Below are 21130 nucleotides of genomic sequence, written 5' to 3' on the forward strand. Positions count from 1 at the left end.
GGCACAGGCGACACACACAGGATGCTGGATTTGACTCGACACGACATGCAGGCCCCCCTTCCCAGGCGATCCGTTCTCGGGCTCGTTTCCTCCTTACCCCTGCTGACCTGGCCGCTGTCGTCCGCTCACGCCCAGTTCCGGGTGGAAGTGGCGGGTGTGGGCCTGACGCAGTTCCCGTTTTCCGTGGTCGGATTCCGCGGCAACGACGTGGCCAGCGAAAACATCGCCGCCATCGTGCGCGCCGACCTGGAGCGCAGCGGCCAGTTCCGTTTTGTCGATCCGGTGTCCGGTGGTCTGGACGAAACCTCGCGCCCCGACCTCGGCCCCTGGCGCGAACGCGGTTCGGATTCGCTGTTGACCGGCAGCGTCACCCGCCTGGCCGACGGCCGCTTCGACGTGCGCTTCCGCCTTTGGGACGTGGTGCGCGGGCAGGACCTCGGCGGCCTGAGCTACCCCGTGGGCGCCACCGACCTGCGCCTGGCAGCCCACCGCATCGCCGACCATGTGTTCGAGAAGATCACCGGCGTCAAGGGCGTGTTCTCCACCCGCATCGCCTACGTCACCAAGGCCGGCCAGCGCTACAACCTCTGGGTGGCCGATGCCGACGGCGAGAACGCGCGCGCCGCGCTCACCAGCCCCGAGCCCATCATCTCGCCGAGCTGGGCGCCTGGAGGCGGCCAACTGGCCTATGTGTCGTTCGAGGCCCGCAAGCCGGTGATCTACGCGCACGACGTCGCCACCGGCAAGCGCCGCCTGCTGGCCAACTTCAAGGGCTCCAACAGCGCGCCGTCCTGGTCGCCCGACGGCCGCTCGGTGGTGGCCACGCTCTCGATCTCGGGCAACGCCCAGATCTACACCATGGACGCCAACGGCGGTGAGCCCCGGCGCCTGAGCCAGTCGGCCAGCATCGACACCGAGCCCGTGTTCAGTCCGGATGGCAAGAGCATCTATTTCGTGAGCGACCGGGGCGGCTCCCCGCAGGTCTACCGCATGGGTGCGCAGGGCGGCAATGCCCAGCGCCTCACGTTCACCGGCAACTACAACATCTCGCCCGCGCCGAGCCCGGACGGCCGCTGGCTCGCCTTCATCTCCCGCATCAACGGCGCCTTCCGTCTGCACGTGATGGACCTGGGCAGTGGCACCGTCACCGCCCTGAGCGAGTCCAGCGGCGACGAAAGCCCGAGCTTCGCGGCCAACAGCCGCATGATCATCTACGCCACCCGCGACAAGGGCCAGGAAGCGCTCATGACCACCACCGTCGACGGTCGCATCAAGACCCGGCTGGCTGGTGCCCAGGGCGACATCCGCGAACCCGAATGGGGCCCCTTCCTCAAATGAGCGGCAGCGCACAGCGAGTCTGAGCCGCGTCCGCTATCGTCCATCCAGCTTCTTTTCTATCTCCCAAAGGAATTTCCCATGTCCAACAACAACACTTCCGCCAACTCGTTTCCTCGCACCTCGGGCCGCTGGCTGCGCCTGATCGCCGGTATCAGCCTGGTGGCAGCCCTGGCGGCCTGCAGCTCCGGCGTGAAGCTCGACAACGTGCCGGTGGAAGACCGCACGGGTTCGGCCGCCGGTGCCGGTGGCACGGGGGGCCAATCGGGCGCGGTGGATCCGCGTGGTGTTTCGGGCGTGTCGGTCAATGGTGCGGACTCGGCCCAGCCGAACGCCCTGAGCCGCGTGATCTACTTCGACTACGACAGCTTCGAAGTGAAGGCCGAGTCGGCCGCCACGCTGGAAGCCAATGCGCGCTACCTCAACGCCAACCGCACGCGCCGCGTGAACCTCGAAGGCCACACCGACGAGCGCGGCGGCCGTGAGTACAACCTGGCCCTGGGTCAGAAGCGCGCCGAATCCGTGCGCCGCGCCCTGTCGCTGCTGGGCGTGCCCGAGACCCAGATGGAAGCCGTGAGCTTCGGCGAAGAGAAGCCCGCTCAGACCGGTTTTGACGAAGCGGCGTTCAGCAAGAACCGCCGCGTTGAACTGACCTACCGTTGAGCCCCATGGTGACCCGCTTGCGTTTTGCCTCCAGCCTGCTGGGTGCGGGCTCCCTGGCGGCGGCCGCGTTGTGGCCGCTGCAGGCACACGCCCTGTTTGGCGACGATGAAGCCCGCCGGGCCATCATCGAATTGCGCCAGAAGGTCGATGCCAACCAGCAGGCCGACGAAGCCGCCAAAACCGAGGCTCGCGAAAGCAACGCGGCCACCCGCCGCAGCCTGCTCGAACTCTCCAACCAGATCGAGCAGTTGCGCGCCGAGCTCGCCCGCATGCGCGGGCAGAACGAGCAACTGGCCCGCGAAGTGTCGGAGTTGCAGCGCCAGCAGAAGGACGTGCAGGCGGGCGTGGACGAGCGCTTGCGCAAGGTGGAGCCGCTGCGCATCGATCACGATGGCCAGAGCTTCACGGTCGCACCCAACGAAAAGCGCGACTTCGATGCCGCCATGGACCTGCTGCGCAAATCCGAGTTCGGCCCGGCGGCGAGCGCGTACAACGCCTTCCTGGTGCGCTATCCCGCCAGCGGCTACCGGCCTTCGGTGCTGTACTGGCTGGGCAACGCGCAGTACGCGAGCCGTGCCTACAAGGAAGCGGTGGACACCCACCGCCGCCTGGTGACCGAGTTCCCGACCCACATGCGCACGCCCGAAGCCATGCTGGCCATGGCCAACAGCCAGATCGAACTCAAGGACACCAAGGGCTCGCGCAAGACGCTCGAGGATCTGGTGAAGGCGCATCCGAACTCGGAAGCCGCCGCGGCTGGCCGCGAACGCCTCGCGCGCCTGCGCTGAGGCGCAGGGCACACGGCACCAGCGCGGTGCCGTGGCCTTCGCCGGGTGAGGGAGTTGGCCGCCTCCTACAATGGCGGCCATGGAAATTGCCGACTTTCTCAAACTGCAGACCCAGGTTCTCTGGGCTGCCTTCGCCGTGGCCGTGGCCTTTGGCTTCATCGCCCAGCGCACCCATTTCTGCACCATGGGCGCGATCAGCGACATCGTCAACATGGGCGATTGGACCCGCATGCGCATGTGGGGCATGGCCGTCGGCGTGGCCGTGCTCGGCTTCTACGGCATGGCGTGGCTGGGCTGGATCGACGCGGGCAAATCCATCTACACCTCCGGCCGGATCATCTGGCTCTCGGCCCTGGTGGGCGGCGCGCTGTTCGGTTTCGGCATGGTGCTGGCCTCGGGATGCGGCAGCAAGACGCTGGTGCGCATTGGCGCGGGCAGCCTGAAGTCCCTGGTCGTCTTCTTCGTGATGGGTTTTGCCGCCTTCGCGACCCTGCGGGGGGTGCTGGCCGTGCTGCGCGTCAACACGGTGGACAAGGTGGCTTTCGACATCCCTGCCGGTGGCGCCATTCCCATGTGGGTGTCCAGCGGGCTGGGCATGGAGCCCGCGCTCGCCGGCCTGTTGCTGGCGGTGCTGGTGGGGGGCGCGCTGGTGGTGTGGGCGCTGCTCGGCACCGAGTTCCGCAGCTTCAACAATGTGCTGGGGGGCCTGGGCATTGGCCTGGTGATCGTGGCCATGTGGTGGGTCAGCGGCCACCTGGGCTTCGTGGCCGAACACCCCGAGACGCTCGATGCGGTCTACCTGGCCTCCAACTCGGGGCGCATGGAGTCGCTCACCTTCACCGCGCCGATGGCCTACACGCTGGACTGGATCATCTTCTTCAGCGACACGTCCAAGTTGCTCACCTTCGGCGTGGTCACCGTCGCGGGCGTGGTCGTGGGCTCGCTCGCCTGTGCCTTGATCGAAGGCAGCTTCCGCTGGGAAGGCTTTCGCAGCACGCAGGACACCGCATTGCACATCGCGGGCGCGGCCTGCATGGGGGTGGGTGGCGTGACCGCCCTGGGCTGTACCGTGGGGCAGGGTCTGTCAGGCCTGTCCACCCTGAGCTTCCTCAGCATGATCGCCGTCACCGGCATCGTGCTCGGCGCCATCGGCGGTTTCCGCTTCCAGATGTGGCTGCTGGACCGCGAGTGAGCGCCCTCACGCCCGAGGTGTTCGAACGCCGCTTCGGCGGGCTTCGGCGCCTGTATGGCGTTGAAGGCGCGCAGCGCATCTTCGATGCCCATGTGGCGGTGGTCGGCATCGGCGGGGTGGGGTCCTGGGCGGTCGAAGCACTGGCGCGCAGCGGCGTCCGGCGGCTCACGCTGATCGACCTGGACCACGTGTCCGAGTCCAACATCAACCGCCAGATCCACGCGCTGGAGCCCACGCTGGGGCAAGCCAAGGCCGACGCCATGCGCGAACGCATCGCGCTCTTCCACCCCGACTGTGTGGTCGATGTGATCGACGAGTTCGTGACACCGGACAACTGGCCCGGCCTGCTGGAGGCACTGCCTCAGGGCGCGGGGCAACTGTCCGCGCTGATCGATGCCTGCGACCAGGTGCGCGCCAAGACCACGCTGGCGGATTGGTCGGTGTCTCAGGGTGTGCCCTTCGTGACGGTGGGCGCTGCGGGGGGCAAACGCCTGGCCCAGGCCGTGGAGGTGGCCGACCTGGCCGACACCACGCACGACCCCTTGCTGGCCCAGCTGCGCTACCGGTTGCGCAAGCAACATGGCGGCTCACGCACCGGCCGGATGGGAGTGGCCTGCGTGTTCAGCCGGGAGGCGGTGGCACCGCCGGATGCATCCTGCGGGCTGGACGACAACGATGGCTCGCTCAATTGCCACGGCTATGGTTCGGCCGTGAGCGTGACCGCCACATTTGGCCTGTGCGCCGCAGGCTGGGTGATGAATACACTGGCCGCTGACGCAAAAAAAACGCGGCATCTTCAAAGACCCGTAACAACCACGCTATAATTTGAGGCTTGGCGCAGCAGTCGACAAGACTCGAATCCAGTGCAGGTCACTGGCATTCACGCAGAATCCCTTCGGGGGCGTTAGCTCAGTTGGTAGAGCAGCGGACTCTTAATCCGTAGGTCGAGTGTTCGAGTCACTCACGCCCCACCACCGTTTTTCAGCGGTTGCCCCACGGCAGCCAGACCATTTTTGATGGGACGTTAGCTCAGTTGGTAGAGCAGCGGACTTTTAATCCGTTGGTCGGCAGTTCGAGCCTGCCACGTCCTACCAAAGATCTAGGGGCTTAGCCGCAGGGCTAAGCCCCTTTTTCTTGTCTCCGCGCGATCGGTCGCCGTCTCATCGAAGTGCAAGATGGCCGTGGTGTCTTCGTTGGGCGCCAGGGTGATCCGGAAGTCGCCCTGCAGGCTTCGCATCACGCGTTGACAGAGCACCAGGCCCATGCCAAGACCTCCCGAACCCTGGGAGCGGCTGGCGGCCAGCGCATCCAGGGCCTCGGCGGGTGGACGCCTTCCGTTGTGCGATAGGCGAATGCAGGCCTCGCCTTCGTGAAGACCCACGGTGATTCGCAGGCGTGGCTGTGCCATGCCCTGCAAGGCGCTCAGCGCCGTGCGCATCAGGGTGCAGAGCACCAGATGCAACAACCCGGCCTTCGAAGGAAGCGGGAAATCGTGCCCGACGTCGATCGAGATCCAGTCGCGCTCCTCGCCCACAAAGGGATAGCCTTCCAGCATCACCCACACCCGCCCGGAGGCCGAGCTGGGGGCCGATTCCCCACGGATACACGCGTTTTGGGCCGTTTCCGCGAGCCACGTCATCAGGGACTGGCAATGCCTTGCACTTCGTTCGGTGACTTCCAGCGCCTGTCTCACGGCGCCCGTGGGAGCCGGTTCCGTGGAGAAGGCGCCCAAGCGATGGGTCATCGCATGGGTGTAGCCCTGGATCAGGGACAGCGGGGTGTTGATTTCGTGGGCAAGGAAGGCGAGTGCATCGCGCAAGCCCGTACCACCGTCCTCGCATCGCAGCGATTCCAGACGCCGTCTGGTGTACAGGTCCATCGCCGCACGAAGGTGTTGGTCCGTTGTGTGGGGCTCCAGGGGCTTTTGCAGGATTCGGAACACCGATGTCTCGTTGATTGCCGCGAAATCGGCTCGTGGGTCATGCCCATCGGTGATCAGCAGACGGACCAGATGGCCATGGCGCGTCTGGTCGTTGTGCGACAGCCTGGACGCCATGCGCCGCAGCATGCGGTGGTCGGCCGCGATCACCGCCAGGCCAAGGCTCGGGCGGCGCAGGAGCTGCAAGGCCTCGTCTTCGTCACGCGCGACACGGACAGGCCAGCCCTCCGCGTGCATCGCATGTGGCAATGGCGTCGGGTCCACCCACAGGATTTCGGGTGAGCAGGGCTGGGTGCTCATGCCTCAATCCTCGGAAGGAAGCACGTCGAACCCGGTGTCGAAGCGCAAGGGGACTTGAGGGTGCTGCTGGATGAACTCGTGCACGGAGCCCTTGCGGGAGTTCTTGGCGTGGTACATCGCGCGGTCCGCCAGTTGCAGCAGCGTCTTGCTGGAGCGGCCGTGCAGCGGGGCGTAGGCGATGCCGATGGAGGTGCTGATGACCAGCTGGTGGCGCTCGTCAGGCTGCCAGGGCACGTTCATCAGCTCACTGATGCTGGTGGCGATGCGCCGTGCCTGGTCGCACTCGGCGATGGAGAGCAGGATCACGAATTCGTCGCCGCCGATGCGTGCCACCAGCGGCTCGGACGCGGCCGGGTGGTTGCCCGCATGCTGACTGTGCCGCACGGCCACCCCCAGGCGGCGGGCCACTTCGCACAGACACAGGTCGCCGATGTGGTGGCCGAGGGTGTCGTTGATGTGCTTGAGGTCGTCCACGTCCACGAAGAGCAACGCGTATTGCAGCTCCTCGTGGCACAGGAGGTTCAAGTGGGCGTCCAGCTGCTGCATGAAATGGGAGCGGTTGAACAAGCCCGTCAGGGAGTCGAGTTGCGAGAGCTCGATGAGGCGTGCTTCGGTCTGCTTGCGTTGGGAGATGTCGGACATGACGCAGGCATGTCGGTACCCGTTCGCGTCGTGATAACGGTCCACCACCAGCCGCACGGGCAAGGATCCCGCATCGGTGCGTCGCAGCCAGATGTCGCCGTTCCAATGGCCCTGGACCACCAGATGGTTTTCGATGGTGGCGGCCAGGGCGGCGCTGCGATCGTCGAGCATGTGCCTCAGCGACATGTCGGTGGGGGTCGCCCCTTCAAAGCCCATCATGCGCAAGGCGGCGGGATTGGCAAACTCGAGCCGCAGATCCTCCGACATCACCAGGACGGCCTCCGAGGTGTTGAGCAAGGGCAGGTGGTAGTCGATCATGCGGTCACGGACGATGTCTCGCCATCTCGATGGATGTGCACGATTTCGGCGAACCGTTCGCTCAGATCCAGAAACGCATCGACGATGTCCGGATCGAACTGCGTGCCGCTGCCCTGTTGAATGATGTCGAAGGCAACTTGCTGCGGAAATGCCTCCTTGTAGACCCGCTTGGAGATGAGCGCATCGAAGACGTCGGCCACCGCCATGAGCCTGGCGGCCACAGGAATCGCGTCACCCTTGAGCCCGTAGGGGTAGCCTTTGCCGTCCCAGCGTTCATGGTGGCCGATGACGATGTCCTTGGCATAGCGGAGGAAGTCGACGCGCCGGTCGTACAGCCTTTCGGCGTCCTCCAGCGCCTGCAGCCCCAGCGTGGTGTGGGTGCGCATGATGGTCATTTCCTCGGGCGTGAGGGCGCCCGGCTTGCGCAGGATGTGATCGGGAATGCCGATCTTGCCGATGTCGTGCAAGGGAGCGGATTGCGTGATCAACCGGATGGCGTTGGGCGTCAGTTCCGCGCTGAATCGGGGGTGCTCGCGAAGCCGCTCCGCCAGCATGCGAACGTAGGCCTGCGTGCGCACGATGTGGCCACCGGTCTCCGTGTCCCGTGTGCGGGCCAGATTGACCAGCGCCAGCAGAGCGACATGCTGGGTGAGCTCGATGTGTTCGGTGCGCCGACGCACTTCCTGTTCGAGTGCCGCCTCGCGATCGCGGTTGAGATCCTGGGCGGCTTTCAGCGACAGCTGCACCTGAATGCGGGAGGCCGCAATCCGTTCGTTGATGGGCTTTCGCAGGCAGTCGGACGCGCCCACCTCGAAGGCGCGCGCCTCTCCCTCGGTGTCGATGTAGGCCGACATGAGAACCACGGGAATGTGGCGCGTCGAGGCCTGTTCCTTCAGGCGTTCGCACACGGTGTAGCCGTCCGTGCCTTCCATGCACACGTCCAGCAGAATGAGGTCGGGCAGGCGCTCCATGGCGATGGCCAGGCCCGTTTCGCCGTTGTCGGCCTGGCTGAGCTCGTAGTTGGGCGCAAGCATCATTCCCAGGTGGTCCAGCATCTCGTGCGAGTCGTCGATGACGAGGATGTGCGGCATCCGAGGCGGTGAAATTTCGTGCATCAAGGTTCCTCCCGGTGAATTCGTGGTGCAGGGGCTTCAGGCCGCGACAGGTGCTGCCAGCCGCTGGAGGCCGTGCGCAGCCACATGGCCTGTTCATCGAGCGTGACGAGGGTTTCGCCGTTGTCCGAGACGAAGGCCACGCGGGGCAGCGCCTGCGGCGCGGCCCGAAGCACTTGCCACGGATCGGGTTGGGCCATGAGGTCCGCCAGGAGCGCCGCGAACGACAGGTAGCTGGTGGGCCCGGACACCCGGATGGGGCGAACCAGATCGGCCGGCCGTTGCGCGTCCAGACCCATGAGCTTGACGGCCACCGGCACGCGCGTGATCTCGGGCCAGGGCGTCTCGCGCAGACCCGCAATGTGTTGCGCGCCCTTGCGCAAGGCCGCGCCGTGTTCCGGCATCAGCACGACGAGCGTGGGACGCCCGGAGCGCTCGATGTCCCCGATGAAGCGGTCGATGTCGTGCAGCAGGACTTCGAGGCGCTGGCGGTAGCTGTCCATCATGTCCAGCGCGGGCGCATCGGGCACACGGTTGCCGTCGTGCAGGGTGACGGTGTTGTAGTAGAGCGCCTGCGGCGGGGCCGATGCGCTCAGGCTGGCGCGCCAGGCGGTCAGCGCCGCATGGTCGCCGGCGATCGGCGAGCCATCGAACGCTTTCAAGGCCGCCGGGGTCCCCGGCCAACGAACCGGCGTCTGGATCCTGACCGTCGTTTCGCCCTGGAGGGCCTCGGCAAATCCATCGAACTGGCCATCGTGGTTGAGATAGGCCTGAACCTGATAGCCGGCCAGATGGAGTTGTTGCAACAGGCCGCACCGGTCGGGCGCGGGCTTGTAGAGCTTGTCGTGGGGCGTCTGTCCACAGTTCGCACGCATCAGGCGCAGCATGGAAGGGCCGCTGTAGCTGGTGACCGAGTTGAACTGATCGAACACCAGGTCGAACCGGCCAAACACCTCCCTGCCACCCAAGCCCAGGGCATCGAGGTCGTCCCAGGACAGCGAGCACACATGCAACAGCACGACGTCGAAAGGGGGTTGCCGACCCGGCGCGAACGGGTAGCTGCGTTGCAGCTCGCCTTGCCAGAAGTCCCGTACCTTCGTCTGCGGATCCATGGCCGGCCCCCCGGGCGCGGCGGTCCGGGTCTCCACCTCGGAAGAGCCGGCCTCGACGACACGTTGCAGGACGTTCGCCAAGGGCAGTGTCAGCAGCGCGAGGCACAGCAGGACGTCCAGCCGCAGCCATCGATTGAGCCAGAGGCAGGTCAGCAGCAGGACCACCAGCGCGGGCAGTGCATGGACTTCGAGCAGGCGAAGGCCCAGCTCCAGGGCATAGCCCGACGAAAAACCGGACAGCTGACCCAGCTGCAGCAGCAGACGCCCGCTCAGACCGATCCCGGCTTCATGAAGCACCAGCGCGAGCGCCGCAGGCCAGGCCAACAGCGCGCGGGCCAGGCGCCAGCGGCGGCGCGGCAACGGCCAGTAGGCGAGCAGGGTCAGGGGAAAGTTCAGCCACACCTGCAGGTGCAGTTGGTCCTGCGCGGCCAACCCCAGTTTGGATGCGAAGTAGAGATGCCAGATCACGGTGCGCTCTCCCGGTTCCATCGGTTGACGATGCGGTGTTTCGCATCGCGCAGAACCAGCATGAGCACGTGCAGGTAGCCGTTCACGCCGGTGCGCAGCAACTGCCACAGCTCCCACCCGGGACGGTCGCGGTGGCGCAGCGCGGACTGTCGGCGCCAAAGGTCGGGGCGCGAGAAGGTGCAGGCCATGAGCTTGCGTTGCTCGGCGACGTCGAGCGGATCGATCTGGACGCCCAGCGAGGTGCCGCGAAGGCGGGAAATGATCGCGGGGAATGCGTGCCAGGCCCGTCCGTCGTGCAGGTGCACATGGCAAGCCTGGCCCGGTTGACAGGGCAGAGCGGCCAAGATCTCCAGTCCCACGCCTTCGAGCGAGAAATCGACCAGGCTGGCGTGGAGTGGCGAAGCGCCGTTCACCTGCAAACGGGCCGGCAGGCGGTGGGCGAGCCGGATCCGTGGTGCGCTTCGGACCTGGCGGGTCTCGGTGGCCACGCGCACCGCGACGCCCAGCAGCAGGAGGTTGAACACCGCCCACCCCATGTTCAGGGACACCGCGGTGCTGTCGAGCCGGGCGCTCTGCATCAGGCTGGCCACGCCGAACAGCAAGGCGAGCAGGTTGACCGAGATGAGAACGACGTAGGGCGTGGCGATGTGCCAGTCGAAGAACTCGTGTTCGATGCGGCCGCCTTTGGCCGTGACATTGAAGCGGCCCAGGCGCGGCGCGATGAGCGCCACAAGGGTGGGGCGCATGATGTACCAGGCGAGCACGGTTTCGTACACGCTGCCCCAGGAGGAGGCGCGAAACGGTCCCATCACCCGCTTCTCGAAGATCTTTCCCATCAACAGGTGCGGCAGCAGGTAGGCCATCAGGGACGGCACGGCGGCATCGAGCAACTGCAGGCCGAACACGAGGTAGGCGATGGGTGCGGTCAACAGGATCAGACGAGGCAATCCATTGAAGAAGTGCAGCATGGCGTTGCAGTAGCACAGGCGCTGCATCAGGGTGAGCCCCCTGCCTCGCAGGGGGTTGTCGAGCCGGAATATCTGGGCCATGCCCCGCGCCCAGCGGATGCGCTGTCCGATGTGGCCGGCGAGACTCTCCGTGGCGAGCCCTGCGGCGAGGATGCGCGGGAGGTAGGTGGTCGTGTAGCCCAGGCGATGCAGTTTCAGCGCGGTGTGCGCGTCTTCGGTGACGGTCTCCACCGCGATCCCGCCGATGGCCTCCAGGGCGCTGCGGCGCAGGACCGCGCACGACCCGCAGAAGAAGGTGGCGTTCCAGAGGTCATTGCCGCTCTGCACGGGTCCGTAGAAGAGTTTTCCTTCGTTGGGGATGCCACGTTCCAGGCGCGTGTTGCGCTCCATGGGGTCTTGTGAGAACAGGTGATGCGGCGTCTGCACCATGGCGCAGTCGGGCTTGTCGACCAGCCAACCCATGGTGGCGCGCAGGAAGTCCCGCACCGGGATGTGGTCGCAGTCGAAGATGGCGACGAATTCGCCCGATGTCCGCCCCAGTGCGTGGTTGATGTTGCCGGCTTTGGCATGGCGGTTGTCCGTGCGGCGCACGTAGTTCACGCCCACGGCGCGGGCGAAGGCCGCGAATTCGTCGCGCCGGCCGTCGTCGAGCAGGTGGATGTGCAGCTTGTCGGCCGGCCAGTCCAGGTTCTGAGCCGCCAGCAAGGTGGGACGCACCACGTGCAGCGGCTCGTTGTAGGTGGGGATGAAGACGTCCACATGCGGCAGTTCGGCCGCGGGCCGGTGGACCGGTGCTTTCGCGCGCCGGAGGGGCCAAGCCGCCTGCGCGTGGCTGAGCAGCAGCACCAGCCAGTAGTAGACCTCGGCCATGAGCAGCAACAGGCCGATCACGGTTTCCGCGACACCATTGAACTGCAGGGTTTGCGTGACCCGCCACCAGGCGTATCGGCCCGCGAGCAGCACGGAAATCCCCATGAGAAGCAGCACCTGTGAGCGGTCATCGGAACCCCTGGGCGCGCTGGCGCACAGCCCGGCCACGGCCAGCAAGGCACCCCCCAGCAGGCATTGCTGCGCGTTCGAGGTGGGTGTGAGCACCATCGCCATCAGGATGAGCAGCCCCAGGCAGGTCGCGGCCCGCCAGGCCAGCTCGGGCGGATGGGCCATCCAGGGGTGCTCGGCGGCCTTGCGGCCGGCTGGGAGGCGCCTGCGCGCGGCAGCCAGGCGCGCAGGCTGGTACCCGGTCACGGGCTTGCTGGGCTCCTGCAGCGCTTTCAGCGCGGCACGCTCGGGCCCCGACAACATGGCGCCGGTCCAGCGCAGCAGGGCCGCGAGAGCCCGGGGACGCAGCACCCACAGGCTCAGGCGCCAGTGGGTGGGCAGACGATGGGCGGCGCGGGGAAAAGGTTCAAACGCCAGCATGGGGCATCACCGTTGAAGGCCACAGGGGCACGGGACCGCGCTGGGGTTTCTCGTGCCATCGCAGGTAGAGGTGAACCTGCTCTTTGGCGTAGTCGGGTGAGCGCTCGGCCGCCACCCGAAAACCGGTTGTCCAGTGTGCGTTCATGCGGTACTCCCATGTGCTTTGCAATGCCCAGCCGGCACCCGGCCCACGGCTGCCGCCATACGTGCCTTGGCCCTGTGCGGCGGCCTGGGCCTGAAGGTCGGCTCGCGTGGGGAAGCGCGGCGCGCTCGTGGTGCTCGACTGGCTCCAGGACGGCGCCACGCGAACCACCCAGGAAAGATCGGTGCCGCGCATCGCCGCCTGCACCGGAACGCTCACCGTGGTGCTGCGTTGGGGGCTGTAGTAGCCACCATGACCCACGCTGTAGTGGTTCTGGTTGTTGTCGAAGGCGCGCAGGCGAAGCACCGGACCCACGGCCAGGTAGTGGTCCGCGCCACGGCTCAGGGCCCAGTCCACGCCCATGGCGGCCGCTTGCTCGCGGTTGGGCAGAACCTCGTGCCCGCGGTAGGTCGCCCATTCGAGTTGGGCAAAAGGCTCCAGCCCCCTCCAGGTGGTGGCCAATTGCAGAAGCGCCGACGTTCGGCGCACCGCACCCCAGCGGATGCCCGAAAACAGGTCGCGTTGGCCGCCGTAGGACAGCAGGCTTCCCGTGACGGGGCGGTGGGCCAGCGAGACGCCCCAGTCCGCCGAGCCCACGCGGCCCTTCAGGTCCAGGCCCGCGGCAAGGCCGGCGAACTCAAAGCCGAGCGGCGTGGTGCCGATGTCGGCGCGCCACCGGTCGGCGTCGTAGCCGACCGTCAGGGCGCGGCCCTGGGCATGGGCGTGCATGGGAGTTCTGCCTGGACTCGGTGGTTGCCGCAAGGCGGCGCTGCCCCAGTCGCCCGAGCGGATGAGCTGTGCGGCGTCCGCCCGTCCGGCTTCCAGCCGGATCGAGTCAAGCTGCCCGAACCAATGGCCGTGATCGCCCCAAGGCTGGCGCACCCGCAGGCTCGCGACCCGGGAGTCCAGGCGCGAGACGGCCTCATCGCCGGGCTTGTACACCCAGGTCAGTCCCGTGGCCACTTCGGGTTGTCGGCGTGCGTCCAATGCCTGCAAGGCGTTTCGGGATTCCCGGGCCACCCATTGGAGAGAGGCCGGTGCCTCCAGCGATTGCCGCACGGCCTGTTCGAGGCCCAGGCGCGCCTCGCCGCGCAAGCCTGCATCCCGCAGCGCCAAGGCGAGGGCGCGGGAGACATCGGGGCGTTCGGGATACCGTTCGCTGAGCGCCCGTCCGAGCCGCACCCCGTCCGCGGCGCGGCGCTGGTCCAGGGCCTCCCACACCGCTTGAAGGTCCGGTTCAGCGCGGGCGGGCGGTTCTTCTTCCACCCATGCTTCACCCACCTCGACCCGGGGAATACCTGCGTCGGCGGGCGCCTCGGGCAGGGCGGCAGGCGGCACATCGGCGACCACGGCTTGTGCAGGCTGCGCGATGGGTGTTCGCGCGGCCCTTGCCAGTGCGAGCGCTGATGGCGCGGGCCGTGTCGTTCTGGCTCGGGTGGAAGGCGTTGGCACCGGTGAGTTGGCGGGCGCCAGCGCGCCGCTTCGCGGTGGTGAGCCAGGGTTGGCCGCCAAGCCCAGGGTCTCCAGCGCCTTGGGGTGGCGCGGCTGGATGGCCAGCAGCTTGCGCATCAGCTGGCGAACCAGGTCCGGCCGCTGGCGTTCGGCCCAATACTGGGCGCTCTCGAGCAACTGCCGCACCTCGGGCGCATCGGCCGTTGCTTTCGCGTGAGATCCAGGCAGCCACAGGCCCCACACCAGCAGGACGAGGGCCACACGCATCACCGCCCCCGTGGCTCGCATGCGCTGTCGGGCAGGAGCAATGCTCCTTGGGGCGTGAACCGGTAGCGACCCTCCATCCAGCCCAGCCCGAAGAGGGCCAGCGCATGGCTGTAGTAGCCGGGCGACTGGCGCGACAGGCTGGCGTCGATCCTCGTCTGCAAGTGCCGCTTCAGGGTGGTGAAGCCCAGGCTGTCGGCCAACACCAGCGCCGCGACATCGAACCCCGCAGGACCCTCCCGGGGCGTCTGTTCCGTGCTGACGCCGGTGGCCGCGTTGAGTGCTTCCGGGGCATGGCCGTTTTGACCCACCCAATGCAACCAGGGAAGGAATGCCAGCGCGAGCCGTTCGAAAGCGGGGTCGTTGCGGGACAGGCCCGTCCAGAGGTACGTGCGGATCGCGTTGTAGCTGCCCATCCCGTCGGTTTGTGCGTCGGCGTGCCACCCGCTGCGCGCATCCCAGATCGCCCATTCGGGCGAGATGCCGTGCGGCGCGGATTCCACCATCAGGCGCAGGGTGGGTTCGACCATCTCCAACCATTCGTGCTGGCCCGTGAGGGCGGACAGGCCCCGGAGCAAGGGCACCGGGGCGTAGCTTGGGTTGAGGCGCCATCGGTCGGGTCCAAGTTGAAAACCGATCGGAGCGGGCAGCAGGCTGCGCCCCAAGGCGGGCAACACGGCGCTGGCGTCCCGCAGCAGGCGGGCGGCGAGGCTTTGTCCCAGCCGCGTGTAGGCCTCGTCGTGCCAGAGCCGGCCTGCCGCCAGCAGGGTGTAGGCCAGCCACAGGTCGGCGTCGCTGGCGGGGTTGCTGTCCAGCAGCTCCCACTGGCCCGAGGCCGACCGTCCCCAATGCCAGCCGGGGGCGAACTGGTGCAGGTTGCCTCGGGCCAGGTTGTTCCGGGTCCACTCGAGCAAGCTCGAGAACTGCTGTCGGTCACCCGCGACCAGGGCGAAGAACAGCGCGTACGCCTGTCCTTCCGAGACCGTGGGCTTGTGTGGCAAGTCAAGGTCCTGCACCCGCGCATCCAGGCTGATGTAGGTCTTGCGAAAGGACTCCCACAAGGGCCAGTCGGCACAGGGGGCGGCCTGCGACATCCCGGGAAGGCCCGCGATCGCCAAGGCCAGGGCGCCTGTTGCGCCGCGGCCCCAGCGGGTGAATCGGAGAAGCCGGATGGGCCATGTCGGTGGTGTCATGGCTCGGTCGGTGTCACCCTGGTGGTCTTGAGGCGCCGCGCGGCGTACAGCTTGAGGCGGATGCGGGCCGCCCATACCAGCAGGCCCAATGCCAGGGCCAGGGCCGCGGCCGCCAGCCACGGATGCATGGACAGGAACAGGGACATGCGTGCCGCCCAGGGAAGCTGGCCGGTGTGATAGACGGACGCACCCTCATAGGACCGCACCTCCTGCTCGCGAACCACGGTGAGCCCCCCCTGAATCTGTGCCGCTTGCGCGGACTCGAGCAGGGCGGCCGATATCCAGTTCAGGCCCCGGGTCTGGTCGCTGCTCAAGGCCACCACCGATCGGCCGGCCTGCAGGGGCGACTCAAAGCCGGCGATCACCGCCAGGCTGCCAGGTGCCTCCACCTGGAGTGGGGCCAGCGATGGGCTCGCCGGCGTGTCGGCGCCTTCGCGGGCAGGGTGCAGCCAGGATCGCCAGCCGGCCACCTGAGTGGCCGGACCGCGCGTGTCCCTGCGATGGGCGTCGAGCGCAAGCATCGGGCCCTTCTGCCAACGCTTGAGCAAGGTGTGCAACTGCGGCCCACCGATCAGCAGGAGGTCGCGGTCATGGACCTGTTCAAGCCTGTCGGGCGTGGTGATCTCGAAGTGCCAGGCGGGCGTGCCGGTCCAGCGGCCGAAACTGCCCATCACCGCCAGCAGGGTCTCGATCTCGTGGTCGTCGGGTTGTGAGGGCAGCACGATGGCGGTTTGTGCCAGATCCGCGTACCGCGTGAAGGGAAAGCCCGATCCCGCGAAAGCCGCCAGATCGGGCATCTGCAGAAAATGCGGCAGTGCCGAGAAATCCAGCGTGGACTCGGCGTCCACCGAGGCCCGGGTGGACTCGGCGCGCCAGGCGCAGTCGCCGGCCTGGGGCTTCATGCCCAGTGGCAGTTGCACTTCGAGCGTGTTGCTTTGTCGTGGCTGGAACTCGGGCAGCTTCACGCGCACCGACCCCGACGCCTCGTCCGCGTTGCCCAGCCATCGGCCCAGCCCGCCCAGGGCGTCTGAGGAAGAAGCGGCGGCCAGGCGCCAGGCGCGCACGAAGCTGTCGTTGAGCGCCAGGCTCATGAGCGCGTTGTCCGTTGGCGCGGGCACGGCGGTGCGGTAGCGCAGGTTCAGCAGCGCGCTGCGGCCGGGGCCTTGCCAGAGATCCGGCGGCGTGCGCCAGCGCACCCGCACGGCGTCGGGATGGGCGCCCTGGAGCTGGAGCGCGGCGCGCTCCGGCACCAGCTCCCCCAGGCGCACGGGCTTGTCCGTGGCGACCCAGTTGGGCGCGTCATAGGGCGGGCGGACGGGGATCGGCGCCAGCTCGTGAACCAGGGCCGTGCTCCCGCTCATGGCCTGGCGGCCGAGGATCAGGCCCAGGGCCGCCGTGCGGAGCTCCTGCTCGTTGCGCCCTTGCAGCACCAGCAGTTTGACGTGGGGCAGTTTCGGATGGCGCATCAGCCGCACCGTGGGGCCCAGTGCCTCGGGCAGTTCAAGGCCTTCGGGGCCTGGTTGTTGCGGGCTGACCAGCACGATGGCATGGCGATTGGGCAGGCGGTCGCGCCGCACCGGGAAGACCGCGCCGCGCTCCCCCGCGAGCGAGCCCAGCCACGAGGCGATGATGGACGCGGTGCTCAGGCGGTCGTGGCCCGGCTGGGGCCCGAGAACCATGGGCACCTCGACACGGCCGGCGCCACGGCGATCGAACCAGGGCGCGGGAAACAGGGCCAGCTCGTCTTCCAGGGCGAGCGGTCGGATCGCGAGTTCGAAGCCCGTCGCGTCCACATCCACTTCGGCCCACAGGCTGTTGTGCAGCGGGTCTTCGCACGCCAGGGTGTAGTGCCCGACCAGGCGCAGGCTGAGCCAGTTGTCGTCCACGAACAGACGCGGGTCGAGCTCGATGGTCCGCACGATCCGCTCACCCGCGTGGTCCGCGCGAATGGGAACGACGGACAACAGCTTGTCGTTGAGGCGGACCTGAAGGTGGGACAGGGTGGGCAGCAGGGCCGGGGAGGGCGTGACTGCGAGGTTCAGGCGGGCGCGCACCACCATTTCATCGAGCCGCACGCCCAGATGGATGCGTTGCTCGCTGTGCGCGCCCCGAAGCGTCAGGCGGTTGCCCGTGAGCTGCCGCAAAGGCAGTTGCACGGTGCGCCAGGCGTCGGTGTTCTCAGCTGGGGGAGAAGGGGGCTGCTGGGCCCAGGCAGGGCCCTGCAAGACAGCCCAGATGCCGGCGAGCACGAGTGCCAGTCGTAGGCCGCGGGCGAAAGTGGAAACGGGGATGGAACGGGGAAACGGGGTGGGAGCGGCGAGGAGGAGGGGCACTGGACGCTGGGGCATGGGGCGAATGGCTGCGAACCATATCGCAGGCCATGCGCACAGCAGTCACAGGAGAATGAAGCGCTCCTATTCGGGATTCAGGCGCTTGTTTTCATGGCCCAAACGCACTTTTGAGTCTCCCAGCCACGGCCTCCACACCCGACGACCGTGCCAGATCCGGTGGTGGAGACGTGGGGGGGCATGCCAGCCGCGATGGGCCGGTGAGGTTCACTTCTTCTTGAAGAGGCCGTAGATCACCAGCAGCAGGATCGCACCGATGACGGAGGCGATGAAGCCTACCGGTTCGCCCTGTTGGTAGAAGCCGAGCGCGGAGCCCAGGTAGCCGGCGACGAAGGCGCCTGCCACACCGAGGATGGCGGTCATGATCCAGCCCATGCCATCGTCGCCGGGCTTGAGCGCGCGGGCAATGAAGCCGGCAATGAGACCGATGAAAAGCGTGCCGAGAATGGACATCATGTTGAGGGACCCTCCTGGTTTGTGTGAGAAAGGCCGGTCCGCTTGACCGGCCTGCACAGGATACTCCAGGGCCTCCCGCCAGGGTCTACAGGGTTGTCCCGCCCGGCTCAGGCGCCTGCCGCCGCCTCGATCGCCTCGTGCAGTTCCAGCCAGCGCGCCTCCAGCGTGTCGTTCTCGTCGTTCACGGCCTTGAGGCGGCGGCCCGATTCGGCGATGTCGGTCGGGCTGGCGGGCTGGCTCATGGCGGCTTCCAGGCGCGTTTTCTCCTGGGCGAGTTGCGCCATGCGCTTCTCGGTCTGTTCGAGCTCCTTCTTCAAGGGCTTGGTCTTTTCGGCCACCTGCTGGCGGCGCTGCGCGTCCTGGCGCTTCTGTTCCGGCGTGCGAGCGGGCTCGGACGCCTTGGGGGCAGCCACCGGAGCGGCTGCGGGCGGCGGCGCGGGGCTGCGCGACTGCCCACGCTGCTCCTGGCGTTGCGCCTCGCGCGATTGTTTGGCCACGTCGAGCAGGTAGCGCTGGTAGTCGTCGAGGTCGCCATCGAAGGGTTCGATGCCTCCGCGCGAGACCAGCCAGAACTCGTCGCACACGGCGCGCAGCAGGGCACGATCGTGGCTGACCAGCATGACGGTGCCTTCGAACTCATTGAGCGCCACGGACAGGGCTTCGCGTGTGGCCAGGTCCAGGTGGTTGGTGGGCTCGTCGAGCAGCAGCAGGTTGGGGCGCTGCCAGACGATCATGCACAGCACCAGCCGCGCCTTCTCGCCGCCGCTCATGCTGCCCACGCTCTGCTTGACCTGGTCGCCCGTGAAGTTGAAGTTGCCCAGGAAGCTGCGCAGGTCCTGCTCGCGCGTGGGCTGTCCGCTCAGGCGCCCTTGCGCGGTGCAGTCGCGCACCAGGCGGATCATGTGCTCCAGCGGGGTGTCGGCGGGGCGCAGCACGTCGAGTTCCTGCTGGGCGAAGTAGCCGATGTTGAGGCCCTTGCCTTCGGTGATCTGGCCCGCCAGCGCCTGCAGATCGCGGGCGATGGTCTTGACCACCGTGGACTTGCCCTGGCCGTTGGCGCCCAGGATGCCGATGCGCTGGCCGGCCAGCACCGAGCGGCTGATGCCGCGCACGATGGCCACCGGCTCGCCGCCGGGCTCGCGCGGCGGGTAGCCGAAGGTGACGCCTTCCATGGCCAGCATGGGGTTGGGCAGGTTCTGCGGTTCGCTGAACTCGAAGTTGAAGTCGGCCTCGGCCAGCACCGGCCCGATCTTCTCCATGCGCTCCAGCGCCTTGACCCGGCTCTGCGCCTGCTTGGCCTTGCTGGCCTTGGCCTTGAAGCGGTCGATGAACTTCTGCAGGTGGGCCATCTTCTCCTGCTGGCGCGCGTACGACGTGGCCTGCAGCGCCATCTGCTCGGCGCGCATGTCCTCGAAGCGGCTGTAGTTGCCGCCATAGCGGTTGAGCAGCGCGCGCTCGATGTGCACGGTGACGTTGGTGATGGCGTCGAGGAACTCGCGGTCGTGGCTGATCACGAGCAGGGTGCCGTCGTAGCGCTTGAGCCAGGCTTCGAGCCAGACCAGGGCATCGAGGTCCAGGTGGTTGGTGGGTTCGTCGAGCAGCAGCAGCTCGCTGGGGCACATGAGGGCGCGCGCGAGCTGCAGGCGCATGCGCCAGCCGCCGGAGAAGCTGTCGACCGGGCGCTCGAGTTCGTCGGTGCGAAAACCCAGGCCGAGGATCAGGGCCTGCGCGCGCGCGGGCGCGTCGTGCGCGCCGGCATCGTGCAAGGCCATGTAGGCGTGGGCCATGCGCTCGCCGTCACCGCTGTCTTCGGCGGCAGTCACTTCCTGCTGGGCTTTCAGCAGCGTGGAGTCGCCTTCGATGACGAACTGCGTGGCGGACATGTCGGTCTCGGGCATGTCCTGCGCGACCTGCGCCATGCGCCATTGCGGGGGCACGTAGAAGTCCCCCTTGTCTTCGTGCAGCGTGCCATCGAGCAGGCGGAACAGGCTGGACTTGCCGGCGCCGTTGCGGCCCACCAGGCCGACTTTTTCTCCCGGGTTGATGGTGCAGGAGGCGCCATCGAGCAAGACCTTCGCCCCGCGGCGAAGGACAACATTCTTCAAAGTGATCATGGAGCGGGCGCCTGCGAGATGGGCAGCGCCAAAAGGGATTCAAGGGTGAGCAGCAGGACCTGGTCGTCGCCTGCGCTGGTTTCGAGCCAGATGGCTTCGAGCTGAGGGAAGGCCGCTTCGAAGTGCTCGCGTTCGTTGCCGATCTCAAGCACCAGCACACCGTCGGGTTTCAGGCAGCGGGCCGCGCCGCGCAGCAGGGCGCGCACGAAGTCCATGCCGTCGCGGCTGCCGGCCGTGTTGCCGTCGAGCGCCAGACCGGGCTCGGCCAGGTACTCGGGCGGCAGCGTGGCCATGCTCTGCGCGCTCACGTAGGGTGGGTTGCACAGGATCAGGTCCCAGGGGCCGCGGCAGGCGGCCAGCCCATCGGACTCGACCAGCCGGATGCGGTGCTGCAGCCCATGCCGATCGACGTTGATGCGGGCCACGGCCAGCGCATCGGGCGAAATGTCGGCGCCGGTGACGCGCACATCGGGGTAGGCCATGGCGGCGAGCACGGCCAGGCTGCCGTTGCCGGTGCACAGGTCGAGCACATCGCGGGACCGCTCGTCCAGCCAGGGGTCGATCGACCCTTCGGCCAGCAGTTCGGCGATGAAGCTGCGTGGCACGATGGCCCGCCGGTCCACGTAGAACGGCACGCCCTGCAGCCAGGCCTCGCCGGTGAGGTAGGCCGCGGGTTCGCGCGTGTCGATGCGGCGCTGGATCAGGGCCAGCACGGCGGATTGTTCTTCGGCCGTCACGCGGCGCCTGGCCAGGGTTTCCAGGTCGCTGTCCAGCGGCAGGCCGAGTTGCCAGAGCACCAGCCAGGCGGCCTCGTCCTGGGCGTTGGTCGTGCCATGGCCATAGGCCAGCTGCGCGGCCTCCAGGCGTTGACGGGCTTGGATGAGGAGTTCGTTCAGGTTCACGGT

Annotated in this window: 16 protein-coding genes and 2 tRNA genes; 7 read left to right on the forward strand and 11 right to left on the reverse strand. The window is 67.6% G+C overall.

What is annotated here, in order from left to right; genetic code table 11:
* Window positions 1-45 precede the first annotated feature (45 nt).
* The 7 genes from tolB (at window position 46) to AC1Q9M_RS18145 (ending at window position 5072) form a co-directional block, all read left to right on the forward strand.
* Complete coding sequence (gene tolB / locus AC1Q9M_RS18115; protein WP_444686623.1) at window positions 46-1338, forward strand: Tol-Pal system beta propeller repeat protein TolB; 1293 nt, start codon at window positions 46-48, stop codon at window positions 1336-1338.
* 78 nt (window positions 1339-1416) lie between these two features.
* Entirely contained in the window at window positions 1417-1998 is a 582-nt protein-coding gene (gene pal, locus AC1Q9M_RS18120; RefSeq protein WP_382324985.1) for a peptidoglycan-associated lipoprotein Pal, read from the forward strand.
* 5 nt (window positions 1999-2003) lie between these two features.
* Window positions 2004-2786, forward strand: a complete 783-nt coding sequence (ybgF, locus tag AC1Q9M_RS18125; RefSeq protein ID WP_382157718.1) for a tol-pal system protein YbgF — start codon at window positions 2004-2006, stop codon at window positions 2784-2786.
* Between the two features lie 79 nt (window positions 2787-2865).
* Entirely contained in the window at window positions 2866-3978 is a 1113-nt protein-coding gene (locus AC1Q9M_RS18130) for a YeeE/YedE family protein (RefSeq protein WP_382324981.1), read from the forward strand.
* Complete coding sequence (locus AC1Q9M_RS18135) at window positions 3975-4802, forward strand: tRNA threonylcarbamoyladenosine dehydratase (RefSeq protein ID WP_382324979.1); 828 nt, start codon at window positions 3975-3977, stop codon at window positions 4800-4802. Before AC1Q9M_RS18130 ends, AC1Q9M_RS18135 begins: the two co-directional genes overlap by 4 nt.
* Before the next feature lie 74 nt (window positions 4803-4876).
* Window positions 4877-4952: transfer RNA gene (locus AC1Q9M_RS18140), tRNA-Lys, on the forward strand.
* Between the two features lie 44 nt (window positions 4953-4996).
* A tRNA-Lys gene (locus AC1Q9M_RS18145) sits at window positions 4997-5072 on the forward strand.
* Window positions 5073-5077: 5 nt separating this feature from the next.
* Here the strand turns inward: AC1Q9M_RS18145 and AC1Q9M_RS18150 are convergent.
* The 11 genes from AC1Q9M_RS18150 to prmB form a co-directional block, all read right to left on the reverse strand.
* Complete coding sequence (locus tag AC1Q9M_RS18150; protein WP_382324977.1) at window positions 5078-6217, reverse strand: ATP-binding protein; 1140 nt, start codon at window positions 6215-6217, stop codon at window positions 5078-5080.
* Between the two features lie 3 nt (window positions 6218-6220).
* Window positions 6221-7177: a diguanylate cyclase domain-containing protein gene (locus AC1Q9M_RS18155; RefSeq protein WP_492434931.1), complete on the reverse strand. Its 957-nt coding sequence runs from the start codon at window positions 7175-7177 to the stop codon at window positions 6221-6223.
* Complete coding sequence (locus AC1Q9M_RS18160) at window positions 7174-8292, reverse strand: HD domain-containing phosphohydrolase (protein ID WP_492434933.1); 1119 nt, start codon at window positions 8290-8292, stop codon at window positions 7174-7176. Before AC1Q9M_RS18160 ends, AC1Q9M_RS18155 begins: the two co-directional genes overlap by 4 nt.
* Entirely contained in the window at window positions 8292-9869 is a 1578-nt protein-coding gene (bcsG, locus tag AC1Q9M_RS18165) for a cellulose biosynthesis protein BcsG (RefSeq protein ID WP_492434936.1), read from the reverse strand. Before bcsG ends, AC1Q9M_RS18160 begins: the two co-directional genes overlap by 1 nt.
* Window positions 9866-12256 (reverse strand): UDP-forming cellulose synthase catalytic subunit, encoded by a 2391-nt coding sequence (gene bcsA / locus AC1Q9M_RS18170; RefSeq protein ID WP_492434938.1) that lies wholly within the window; start codon window positions 12254-12256, stop codon window positions 9866-9868. Before bcsA ends, bcsG begins: the two co-directional genes overlap by 4 nt.
* Window positions 12243-14111, reverse strand: coding sequence for a cellulose synthase subunit BcsC-related outer membrane protein (locus AC1Q9M_RS18175; RefSeq protein WP_492434940.1), 1869 nt, complete (start codon window positions 14109-14111; stop codon window positions 12243-12245). Before AC1Q9M_RS18175 ends, bcsA begins: the two co-directional genes overlap by 14 nt.
* Window positions 14112-14116: 5 nt before the next feature.
* Window positions 14117-15232, reverse strand: coding sequence for a cellulose synthase complex periplasmic endoglucanase BcsZ (gene bcsZ, locus AC1Q9M_RS18180; protein WP_382324971.1), 1116 nt, complete (start codon window positions 15230-15232; stop codon window positions 14117-14119).
* 71 nt (window positions 15233-15303) lie between these two features.
* Complete coding sequence (gene bcsB, locus AC1Q9M_RS18185) at window positions 15304-17463, reverse strand: cellulose biosynthesis cyclic di-GMP-binding regulatory protein BcsB (RefSeq protein ID WP_492434942.1); 2160 nt, start codon at window positions 17461-17463, stop codon at window positions 15304-15306.
* A gap of 399 nt (window positions 17464-17862) precedes the next feature.
* Window positions 17863-18111 carry a GlsB/YeaQ/YmgE family stress response membrane protein gene (locus AC1Q9M_RS18190; RefSeq protein WP_382157725.1) on the reverse strand — a complete coding sequence of 83 codons (249 nt, stop codon included), beginning with the start codon at window positions 18109-18111 and terminating at the stop codon, window positions 17863-17865.
* 107 nt (window positions 18112-18218) lie between these two features.
* On the reverse strand, window positions 18219-20225 hold the full coding sequence (locus AC1Q9M_RS18195; protein WP_492434945.1) for an ABC-F family ATP-binding cassette domain-containing protein: 2007 nt from the start codon (window positions 20223-20225) through the stop codon (window positions 18219-18221).
* A complete protein-coding gene (prmB, locus tag AC1Q9M_RS18200; RefSeq protein WP_382324967.1) occupies window positions 20222-21127 on the reverse strand; it encodes a 50S ribosomal protein L3 N(5)-glutamine methyltransferase in 906 nt (301 codons plus the stop codon). The genes AC1Q9M_RS18195 and prmB overlap by 4 nt, the downstream gene beginning before the upstream one ends.
* Between the last annotated feature and the right edge of the window lie 3 nt (window positions 21128-21130).

The organism is Hydrogenophaga sp. GW823-FHT04C09 (assembly GCF_058796355.1).